Origin of the sequence: Kitasatospora sp. NPDC088351 (genome assembly GCF_040685575.1) — a bacterium.
Lineage (GTDB): Bacteria > Actinomycetota > Actinomycetes > Streptomycetales > Streptomycetaceae > Kitasatospora.
The window spans coordinates 67,181-76,725 of sequence record NZ_JBFBIL010000040.1 but is presented as its reverse complement, the minus strand read 5'-3'; the positions used below and the strand labels follow the sequence as shown (position 1 = coordinate 76,725).

The following is a 9,545-nucleotide window of genomic DNA, read 5'->3' as shown; positions in this document are numbered from 1 at the left end:
CGAGATACGCGCCGACCTCCACCTCGGCCTGCTCCAACTCGCCTGCAGCATCATCTGCCTGCGAAAGCTCCGAACCTCATTCTGAAACGATCAGTTAGGGGTAGATCCATGGTCCAAGGTCCATGGTCCAGGCACGACGTTCTCCGGAGCCCTCCGGAGAAACTCCGGAGAAGCCGTCTGACCTGCACTTTCGCTCGGAGCTGCCGCATTGGGCACCGGGAGGGCGACTGCAGGGGTGGACTCGGCGTCGGCTGAGCAGGGCCGCTGGGCGGGGACGGCCTCCGCGAGGGTCGCGAGCGGTTCCGGAAGGCTCCGGAAGTTCTCCAGAGCTGGGCGCGCGCAGCCCTGGCCCTTAGCCTTGCACTTTCCGCACCAGCCAGCAGGCTCGTGGACGGGGCAGGAGGGCAGGCGCGAGGGGGTGGGGTGGGAGATCTTCTGGTGCTCGTGCCACTTGGTGACGTGGAGGTACTGGCGGCCGTCGCAGCCGGTGTACCGGCAGATCAGGCCGGTCTCGGCGAGCTGGCGCAGCTCGTCCTCGGTGTCGAGCGGGGTGTGCTCGGGCCGCAGCGACCACAGCGCGCCGTTGAGGACCGCCGCGTTGTCACGCTGACGTCCCTCGTCATCGGCCTGGGTAAGCAGGCAGACGAACGTGCGCTCGGCGGTAAGCGACACCGACGCGAGGTCTTCCGAGACGGGGTACTCGGGCTTGATGGTGCGGATGCGCGCCATGGCCTACCACCCCGCTTTCGGGGAGGAGGCGTGCGAGACAAGGCGTGCGCTGGCGGCACGCGGCGTCGTACGCTTGGGCACGGAGATTCCTTCCCCGGTGACATTTCGGACGGCAATCCGGTCACCGCGGTCGATCGTCGTGGATGGGCGGTTAGGGGATCCGTGGAGGCCCTCGGTGTTGGTAGCACCGAGGGCCTCGGTGTAGGTGGGCGGCCTCTTCGGCGAGGCCAGTAGGTTTTGGTCAACTCCCAGCCGTGCAGAGGGTGTTGATGCGACCGTCCGCTTGGCGGCGTGAGTTCGACACTATGTCGGCCCCCCTTGAAGATCCAATGCGAAGTGGCCCCATCCGCTCACGGCAGACAGGGTGGTCCGCCCGGTGTCGCGAGGCTGCTTGGCGGGGTTCTCCGGCAGGGCTGGGGTGCGCGCCCGCTCGGGCTACGCGCCGGCGCGACGGAAGCGGCCACCGCGCGAAGGTCTGGGGAACTCCTCCGCGGCTTCGGCTTGCAACACAGCAGGCCGGTCTTCCTGTGTGCTCACGGGCTCACCTCGTCCGGCGGTCGGGAAGTCGGTGCCTCAATCCCTACCACGGACTTGCGGCGACACACAATCGGAGCTAATTTTGCATCCATGACACAGACCGACTGGCCGTCCAAGGTGACAGCCCGCGTCGCCGACGCTCTTCGAGCACGGCGCAAGGAGCTCGGCCTGAGCGCCCAGGACGTCACCGACGCTTGCGCCGCGCTCGGGTACCCGATTCCACGTACCGTGATCGCCAACCTCGAGAGCGGCCGGCGGGCGAGTGTCGACGTTGCCGAGCTCCTCGTCCTTGCGGAGGTCCTCGGCGTGCCCCCGGTCACCATGCTGTTCCCTCTCGGTACCGCCCCCGCCATCGAGGTGCTGCCGGGGCGGGAAGTGTCGATGTGGGACGCGGTGGCCTGGGTGACTGGTGAGCTGCAGGAGGCTCCTGAGACGCCCGCGCAGGCGGTGCTCAACATGTTCCGGGAACACGGCATCCTCGTCATGGTCGCATCGCGCAGCCGCCAGATGGGCGAAGAGAAGCGCCGCGAGGCGGCCCTGGCCAGCGACCCCGAGCACCGAGCGAAGTTCCTTCGCATGGTCGCGGAGTTCGACAGAATTCACGCGCAAGACATCCAGGCGCTCCGCGACTGGCGTGCTCGTATGCGCGAGCAGCAGGTCGTGCCCCCGGCGCTGCCCGATGACTTCGCCTACCTGGAGTCCTCCGAGAGCACCCAGTAAGGAGTCCGCACCTCGCCGACCGCCGGAGCCGCCCTCGGCCGCTGCCCTGCCATTTGGTGCGGCCGTGATTCCCGATTAACGTCCACCCCACTGCGGCTACCAACCGCGCAAAACGCCCATCCACGACGAACAACCACGGTGCCGGGTTGCCGCCCACCAACCACCGGGGAAGGAACCGCGTGCTGTCCACGCGTCGCCATGCCACCGGCCAGACTGCCACTGGTCTGGCCCATGTCGAGGTGGCCTCCGGCCGTCTCGCCGCTTCTGCCATGCCCGCCGCCAGTGCGGCCCACAGACCGATCTGACGGTCCGTTCACGCTGTCGCCGGTGACCACGTCCCGGTGCCGCCTTCGGGCCGACAGCTTCTTCCCAGTCACCCGCCGCCCCGCACCGGGGCCGGTCGGGACTTCTCTCCTGTTCCCGGCAGAGGCGTCCAGTCGCCAAACCTTCGCCCCTGCCGGGCCAGATCCCTCCGCACCTGGGCGCTCGCGCGCCCGCCAACTGAAGGGTCCTGTCCCTAGCATGGCACTCTCGATCGTTGCTTCGCCGACCGTCCCGGCGCCGCCGTCGTTCACCTCCGCCGAAGCCGCCGGCTCGCTCGGCGGTCCGGTCCTCGTCTCGGTACCCGTCGCCGCTCCGGCTGGCGCGGCCGACCCCATGGCCCCGCACGAGCAGCTCCTGCTGACCATCCCGGACGTCATGGCCCAGCTCCAGCTCGGCCGCTCCACCGTCTACGACCTCATCCGCACCCGCCGCCTGCCCTCGGTGACCATCGGCCGCTCCCGCCGCGTCCCGGCCGCCGCCGTCCGTACGTTCGTCGCCGACCTTGCGGAGGTGGCGGCCTGATGGCCAAGCGCAACCCCAACGGCGCAGGCAGCATCACCCTGCGCAAGGACGGCCGCTACCACGGCCGCGCGTACGTGATCACCACCTCCGGCCTCCGCAAGCGGGTCTCCATCTACGGCAAGACCTGGGACGAGGTCCACAACGCCCTCGTCGAGCTGCAGGCCGACGCCATCAACGGCATCCCGCTGCCCGACACCGACTCCAACGTCGGCCAGTACCTCAACTACTGGCTCGCCGAGGAGGTCCTGCCCAACCGCCGGCCCAAGACCTACCAGGGTTACGAGAGCGTGGTCCGCGTCCACCTCATACCCGGCCTCGGCGCCAAGCGGCTGCGCGACCTGCGTGCCCAGGAGGTCCGGGTCTGGCTGAACCGGGTGCGGGCCGAGTGCCAGTGCTGCAAGGGCGGCTGGGACTCGCAGCGGCCCAAGCCGATCTGCTGTGCTGCGGGCGAGTGCTGCAAGCGGCTGCTGTCCGCGCGGATGATCCAGTCCGTGCACGCCGTGCTCCGCAACGCGTTGGAGCACGCCGTCCGAGAGGAGCTGATCCACAAGAACGTGGCCAAGCTCGTGAAGGTCCCCGCGCCCGACTACCGGATCGGCCAGGGCCTGACCACCGCTCAGGCCAAGCTCGTGCTCAAGGAGCTGAGCGGCCACCGCCTGCACACCCTGTACGTGCTCGCGCTGATGCTCGGCATGCGCCGGGGCGAGCTGCTCGGCCTTCGCTGGAGCTCCGTCGACCTGGAGCGCGGCACCCTCACGGTGAGCACCAACCTCCAGCGGGTCGAAGGCGAGCTGCGGCTCGTCCTGCCCAAGACGCTGTCCTCCGAGCGCACCCTGCCGCTGCCCGCGCCGGCCCTCGCCGCCCTGGTGGACCACCGGGAACGTCAGGCCGTCGAGCGGGCCGCCGCCGGCATGAACTGGCAGGAGAACGACCTCGTCTTCCCGTCCCGGATCGGCACCCCGTACGAGCCGGACAACCTGCGCCGCAGCTGGCACGCGGTCCGCGGTCGCCTCGGCCTTGACGACCTCCGCTTCCACGACCTCCGCCACACCTGCATCACCCTGCTGCTCGACCTCGGGGTTCCTCCGCACATCGTCCGAGAGATCGCCGGCCACAGCGACGTCGGCGTGACCATGAAGGTCTACGCGCACGCCTCGCTCGCCGAGCGCCTCAAGGCCCTGAGCCGCCTCGGGGAGGCGCTCTCCTAGCCTCGCGCTCTGGCTCACCAGTTCGTCCGGTGCCCGGCAAGACCCAGGTCTTGCCGGGCACCGGTGTCTTACGCGGTTGGTAGCTTGCAGCCTGCCCTCGGACCGGGGGCCATCGTTCTGAAGAGGGGTCGACACGTGGGAGCCAAGACCGGGCTGCTCGTCTACATGGATGCTGCTTCGTCCGGCCCGCTGCGGCTGCCAGCGGAAGCGGATACGAAGCGGACTGCTGAGCTGCTCGGTCGCCTCTACCCCGGGTGGGAGGTCATGGAGTCGGCCGGGTGCGAGCTCGGCGACGCGACGTACCCGCCGGACGGGACCGCCTACCTCGGCAGCTTCCCCGGGGCCGACATCGTCTGCGACCGGCACTGGGTGGGCGACTACCCCTCGCGGTTGCCTCAGCACCTGATCGACGCGAGCGTGGGACGCCGCCTGGTCGTGCACTGGATGCACAGCGTGGTGGATTTCCTGGCCTTCGCGGTTTGGGAGGACGGGCAACTGGTCCGCTCGCTCAGCCTCTCGCCGGGCAGCGGGGTGATGGAGAACATCGGCGAGCCGCTGCCGTTCGAGGCGCCCTTCTGGGCCGGGGAGCACCCGGTGGAGCCGGTGCCGGGCTGGCCGGCCAAGGGACCGTACCCGCTGCCGTTCCATCCCCTCGACCTGGGGGAGGAGGCGCTGCGGTTCTTCTTCGGCTTCGTTTTGGAGGGCATGCCGACTCCGGAGGACATGGACCCCTACGAGGTGGCCCTCCGAGGCTTCCGTCTCACTGATCCAGACGGGCCGACTCCGGAGGAGAAGGAATCCGCGATGCGGGCCATCATCAGCCGGATGGGGCCACCCCGGATCTTCACGTACGGCCCTGACGTCAGCATGGTCGAAGTCGAAGGATTGTGATTGGCGTCACGCTGCCTAGGCCTCCAGGTAGCCCGGCTGAGCTGCCCGGGTTCGCCGCGATTCGGAGCCGTTGGCGTCAGCGTTGGCGTCAAGCGGCACGAAAATGCCCCCGAAGCGATCCGCTTCGGGGGCATCGTGCCTGGTCAGGCTATGTGGCCAGGGCCGGGGTCGAACCGGCGACCTTCCGCTTTTCAGGCGGACGCTCGTACCAACTGAGCTACCTGGCCGTACTGCACCGTCTCTTGCGAGACGAGCGATCCCGACGGGACTTGAACCCGCGACCTCCACCTTGACAGGGTGGCGAGCTAACCAACTGCTCCACGGGACCTTGTGTGGTGTGACACCACTAGGTCTTGCGGTACTGCACTGTACTACGGTACTGCGTGCCCCCAACGGGATTCGAACCCGTGCTACCGCCTTGAAAGGGCGGCGTCCTGGGCCACTAGACGATGAGGGCTTGCGGCCTGTCCCGCTGTTTCCAGCGCTCGGGGACGTCGAGAAGCATATGGGATGTCGGGCGGATCGCCAAAACGGGTTTCGGCCAGGTGGGGCGAGGGTCCCGGGGCGGGGCGGTCAGGACCAGCCGAGCTCGTCGAGCTCGTGGTCGTCGAAGCCGAAGTGGTGGGCGACCTCGTGGATCACCGTGGTGCGGACCTCGTCGACCACCTGCTCACGGGTCTCGCACTGCCGCAGGGTCGGGCCCCGGTAGACGAGGATCCGATCGGGCAGGACGCCCGCGTACCACTCGCCGCGCTCGGTGAGCGGGGTGCCCTCGTAGAGGCCGAGGAGTTCCGGGTCGGCGGGGTCGGGCTCGTCCTCGACGAACACCGCCACGTTGTCCATCATCGCCGCGAGCTGCGGGGGAATCTGATCGAGGGCGTCACTGACCAGCATCTCGAACTCTTCCCGGGTCATCTCCACCGGATCATTGTCGGGTCTGCGGTGACGGTGTGCCAGGTGGCCGGGGCCGGTGTTTGATGGGCCCATGGCGACCTCGGACGACACGGCGAGGGCGCGGCCCGGGGCGGTGGCACCACGCCGGCCCCCGGTGCTGCGCGGGCAGGGGCCGGTGGTGGCGGTGGTGGCGGTGGTCGCGGCGGGCGGGGCGCTCGGCGCGTCGGCCCGGTACGGGGCCGCGCTGCTCTGGCCGAACGGGCCGGCGCAGTTCCCGTGGACCACGCTGGTGGTGAACGTGCTCGGCTGCGCGGTGATCGGCGTCTTCCTGGTGGCGATCACCGAGGGACGGCCCGCGCATCCGCTGCTGCGGCCGTTCTTCGGGACCGGGGTGCTGGGCGGGTTCACCACGTTCTCCACGTACGCGGTGGACATCCGGCGGCTGGTCGGGGAGGGGCGTCCGGGGGTCGGGCTGGCGTACCTGGGGCTGACGCTGCTGGCGGCGCTGGCCGCGGTGTGGGCGGCGGCCGCCGTGACGCGCCGTCTGATCCGGCGGGGCACGGGGGAGCCGCGAGGGGAGCAGGGGTGAACTGGCTGCTGGTGGTGGCCGGAGCGGTGGTCGGCGCGCCGCTGCGGTACCTGACCGACCGGGCGGTGCAGGCCCGGCACGACTCGGCGTTCCCGTGGGGCACCTTCGCCGTGAACGTGGCCGGCAGCCTGGTGCTCGGGCTGGTGGCGGGCGCGGTGGCGGCGGGCGCGGCGTCCTCGCACGTCCAGCTGCTGCTCGGCACCGGGTTCTGCGGGGCGCTGACCACGTACTCGACCTTCTCGTACGAGACGCTGCGGCTGGTCGAGGGCGGGGCCGGCGGTTACGCGCTCGCCAATGTGGCGGGCAGCGTGGTGGCGGGCCTGGCGGCGGTGTACGCGGGGACGGGGCTGGCCTCGGCGCTCTGGGGGTAGGGCCCGGCCGGGGAGGGGGCCGGGGCGTCGGCGTTGCGCCGGGTGGATGGTGTCCGCCGCTTCCTGCCGCGCTGCCCGTGTCCCGGTGGCCCGCGCGCGCGTTGGGCACCGAAAGTGGCCGTGCGCAGCGGGCGGCCGGGTGGGGCGTAGAGAGGGAGCTCGGTGGTTTCGGTGCGGGAGGTGGCGGTCCGGCGGACGGATCCGCGGGCGACGGCCGTGCGGACAGGTGTGGTGCGGGTCGCGGCGGCGCTGGCGGCGGCCGGACTGGGACTGACCGGGTGCATGTCGGTGGGGTCGGGTGCGGACGAGAAGCGCGGCGCGGTGCCGGTCGGGGCGGTCGGGGCGTCCGGCAAGCCCACCGGCGGGGCGTCGGCCACGCCGGGTGCCGTCGGTCACCAGGGCGGTGCCTCGGGGCGTGCGGAGCGTCCCGGGGGCTTGCAGGGCGCGAACGCGCCGGGCGTGAGCCTGGCCCCGATGTCCGGCGATGGGGCGCCCGGCGTGAACGGCGCTCCCATCGATGCGGCGCCCGTACCGGACGCCGCCCCGGGTGGGGCCGCGCCCGGCGCGAACGGCGCGGCCGGGGGCGTGAGTGCCAGCCCTCCACCTCATCCGGGGGCCGGTTCGGCAGCCGGTGGGTCGACCGGCGGTGCGGGCGGCTCCGACGGCACGGGCGGCGGCACCGGCGAGGGGCGGTCCGGCGGCGGTACGGCGAGCACCCCGGCGGCGAGCCCGACCGGGGGGCCCGCCACGCCGCCCGGCGCCGGGCACACCTCGCCCGCCTCGACCGTCCCACCGGGGCCGGGGCCGTCGCCCAGCAGCTCCGGATCCTCGGCCCCGAGCCCTGGCGCGGGTGGGCACTAATGGTCTGGCCAGGGCATTTGCCTCTGATCCCCAGGTTCGTCTATGGTGGTAGATCGTTCGTTTGATTCATTTGACTGGCGCCCTATCCCCATCTGGCGCCCTTGGCGCGTTCCGGCGATCCGTGGCTGACCGCATAGAGGCGGTTGTGAAACAGAACCCGGACTTTGGCGCGTGCCACTTCCGGAAGGTTTTGCATGTCTCTCGTTGACGACGCCCGCTTCGCCATGCCTGCGAGCGAGTCCGCCGCCGATGTCACCACCGAATCCACCACCGACGCGGTCGAGGTCGAGCTGATCGACGACGCCGCCGAGGCCACCGACGCCGCCGAGGTCGAGACCGACGAGGTCGCGGCCGAGGAGGACGCCGAGCCCACCCTCACCTTCGGCGACCTGGGCCTGCACGACGACGTCGTGCGTGCCCTCGCCAAGCGCGGTGTCACCACCCCGTTCCCGATCCAGGCCGCGACCATCCCGGACGCCCTGGCCGGCAAGGACGTCCTGGGCCGCGGCCGCACCGGCTCCGGCAAGACCCTCAGCTTCGGCCTGCCGCTGCTGACCCGCCTCGCCGACGGCGAGCGCACCAAGCCCAAGCACCCGCGCGGCCTGATCCTCGTCCCGACCCGCGAGCTGGCGATGCAGGTCGCCGACGCCCTGGAGCCGTTCGGCTCGGTGCTCGGCCTCAAGCTGAAGGTCGTCTGCGGCGGCACCTCGATGTCGAACCAGATCTACGCGCTGGAGCGCGGCGTCGACATCCTCGTCGCCACCCCCGGCCGTCTGCGGGACCTGATCAACCGTGGCAGCGCCAAGCTCGCGGACGTCCGGACCGTCGTGCTCGACGAGGCCGACCAGATGGCCGACATGGGCTTCCTGCCCGAGGTCACCGAGATCCTCGACCAGGTGCCGGCCGGCGGCCAGCGCCTGCTGTTCTCCGCCACCCTGGAGAACGAGATCGACACCCTGGTCAAGCGCTACCTGAAGAACCCGGTCACCCACGAGGTCGACCCGTCGGCCGGCGCGGTCACCACCATGACCCACCACATCCTCGTGGTGAAGCCCAAGGACAAGGCGCCGATCACCAACGCGATCGCCGCCCGCAAGGGCCGCACGATCATCTTCGTCCGCACCCAGATGGGCGCCGACCGCGTCGCCGAGCAGCTCATCGAGGCCGGCGTGAAGGCCGACGCGCTGCACGGCGGCATGACCCAGGGCGCCCGTACTCGCGTCCTCGGCGACTTCAAGGACGGCTACGTCAACGTCGTCGTCGCCACCGACGTCGCCGCCCGCGGCATCCACGTCGACGGCATCGACCTGGTCCTCAACGTGGACCCGGCCGGCGACCACAAGGACTACCTGCACCGCTCCGGCCGCACCGCGCGGGCCGGCCGCTCCGGCGCCGTCGTCACCCTGGTGCTGCCGCACCAGCGCCGTGGCGTCTTCCGCCTGATGGAGGACGCGGGCGTCGACGCCTCGCGTCACATCCTCGACCACGCCTTCGACGCCGAGGTCGCCAAGATCACCGGCGCCCGTTCGCTGATCGAGGTCCAGGCCGAGAGCGCGGCCGGCATCGCCGGTGCCGCCGAGCGCGAGCTCGCCGACATGACCCGCCAGCTGGAGCGCGCGCAGCGCCGCGCCACCGAGCTGCGCGAGGAGGCCGACCGCCTGTCCGCGCGTGCCGCGCGCGAGCGGGCCGAGCTGGGCATCGAGGACGAGGCGCCGGCCGCCGAGACCACCGAGGCCACGGACGAGGCGGCCGCCGCCGCGCCGGTGGCGACGGAGGAGCGCACCCCCGCGTACCGCGAGGCCCGCAACGAGCGTCCGTCGTTCAACCGCGACCGTGACCGCGATGACCGTGGTGGTCGTTCGGGCGGTTTCGACCGCGAGCGTTCGGGTGGCTTCAACC

General features: G+C 71.2%; 8 protein-coding genes, 3 tRNA genes and 1 pseudogene. 7 read left to right on the top strand and 5 right to left on the bottom strand.

Annotated features, from left to right (window positions below):
* Window positions 1-378 precede the first annotated feature (378 nt).
* Window positions 379-729, bottom strand: a pseudogene (locus tag AB0P06_RS25380) (hypothetical protein); the annotation flags it as partial.
* Between the two features lie 627 nt (window positions 730-1,356).
* Between AB0P06_RS25380 and AB0P06_RS25375 the strand changes: the two are divergent.
* The 4 genes from AB0P06_RS25375 (at window position 1,357) to AB0P06_RS25360 (ending at window position 4,931) form a co-directional block, all read left to right on the top strand.
* Window positions 1,357-1,986, top strand: coding sequence for a helix-turn-helix transcriptional regulator (locus AB0P06_RS25375; protein ID WP_363611059.1), 630 nt, complete (start codon window positions 1,357-1,359; stop codon window positions 1,984-1,986).
* A 657-nt stretch (window positions 1,987-2,643) separates the two neighbouring features.
* Window positions 2,644-2,832, top strand: coding sequence for a helix-turn-helix domain-containing protein (locus AB0P06_RS25370; RefSeq protein WP_363611067.1), 189 nt, complete (start codon window positions 2,644-2,646; stop codon window positions 2,830-2,832).
* Window positions 2,832-4,040 carry a site-specific integrase gene (locus AB0P06_RS25365; RefSeq protein WP_363611057.1) on the top strand — a complete coding sequence of 403 codons (1,209 nt, stop codon included), beginning with the start codon at window positions 2,832-2,834 and terminating at the stop codon, window positions 4,038-4,040. The genes AB0P06_RS25370 and AB0P06_RS25365 overlap by 1 nt, the downstream gene beginning before the upstream one ends.
* Window positions 4,041-4,175: 135 nt before the next feature.
* Complete coding sequence (locus AB0P06_RS25360) at window positions 4,176-4,931, top strand: hypothetical protein (RefSeq protein ID WP_363611055.1); 756 nt, start codon at window positions 4,176-4,178, stop codon at window positions 4,929-4,931.
* A 153-nt stretch (window positions 4,932-5,084) separates the two neighbouring features.
* On the opposite strand, the gene AB0P06_RS25355 is transcribed toward AB0P06_RS25360, so the two are convergent.
* From AB0P06_RS25355 to AB0P06_RS25340, 4 genes are all read right to left on the bottom strand, one after another.
* A tRNA-Phe gene (locus tag AB0P06_RS25355) sits at window positions 5,085-5,158 on the bottom strand.
* A gap of 27 nt (window positions 5,159-5,185) precedes the next feature.
* Window positions 5,186-5,259 (bottom strand) — tRNA-Asp (locus AB0P06_RS25350).
* A 56-nt stretch (window positions 5,260-5,315) separates the two neighbouring features.
* Window positions 5,316-5,388 (bottom strand) — tRNA-Glu (locus tag AB0P06_RS25345).
* Window positions 5,389-5,504: 116 nt separating this feature from the next.
* On the bottom strand, window positions 5,505-5,846 hold the full coding sequence (locus tag AB0P06_RS25340) for a metallopeptidase family protein (RefSeq protein WP_363611053.1): 342 nt from the start codon (window positions 5,844-5,846) through the stop codon (window positions 5,505-5,507).
* A gap of 70 nt (window positions 5,847-5,916) precedes the next feature.
* Here AB0P06_RS25340 and AB0P06_RS25335 point away from each other — a divergent pair, with 70 nt between their 5' ends.
* The 3 genes from AB0P06_RS25335 to AB0P06_RS25325 form a co-directional block, all read left to right on the top strand.
* Complete coding sequence (locus tag AB0P06_RS25335) at window positions 5,917-6,414, top strand: CrcB family protein (protein ID WP_363611051.1); 498 nt, start codon at window positions 5,917-5,919, stop codon at window positions 6,412-6,414.
* The gene (gene crcB, locus AB0P06_RS25330; RefSeq protein WP_363611049.1) at window positions 6,411-6,785 is read left to right on the top strand and encodes a fluoride efflux transporter CrcB; all 375 of its coding nucleotides are present in this window, start codon (window positions 6,411-6,413) and stop codon (window positions 6,783-6,785) included. The genes AB0P06_RS25335 and crcB overlap by 4 nt, the downstream gene beginning before the upstream one ends.
* A 1,055-nt stretch (window positions 6,786-7,840) precedes the next feature.
* The coding region (locus AB0P06_RS25325) for a DEAD/DEAH box helicase (protein ID WP_363611047.1) at window positions 7,841-9,545 on the top strand (1,705 nt) is incomplete at its 3' end.

Excerpts from the sequence above, each read along its gene's own strand:
- AB0P06_RS25340 (WP_363611053.1), bottom strand. The coding sequence starts at position 5,846 with ATGACCCGGGAAGAGTTCGAGATGCTGGTCAGTGACGCCCTCGATCAG.
- AB0P06_RS25365 (WP_363611057.1), top strand. The coding sequence starts at position 2,832 with ATGGCCAAGCGCAACCCCAACGGCGCAGGCAGCATCACCCTGCGCAAG.
- AB0P06_RS25370 (WP_363611067.1), top strand. The coding sequence starts at position 2,644 with ATGGCCCCGCACGAGCAGCTCCTGCTGACCATCCCGGACGTCATGGCC.
- AB0P06_RS25335 (WP_363611051.1), top strand. The coding sequence starts at position 5,917 with ATGGCGACCTCGGACGACACGGCGAGGGCGCGGCCCGGGGCGGTGGCA.
- AB0P06_RS25375 (WP_363611059.1), top strand. The coding sequence starts at position 1,357 with ATGACACAGACCGACTGGCCGTCCAAGGTGACAGCCCGCGTCGCCGAC.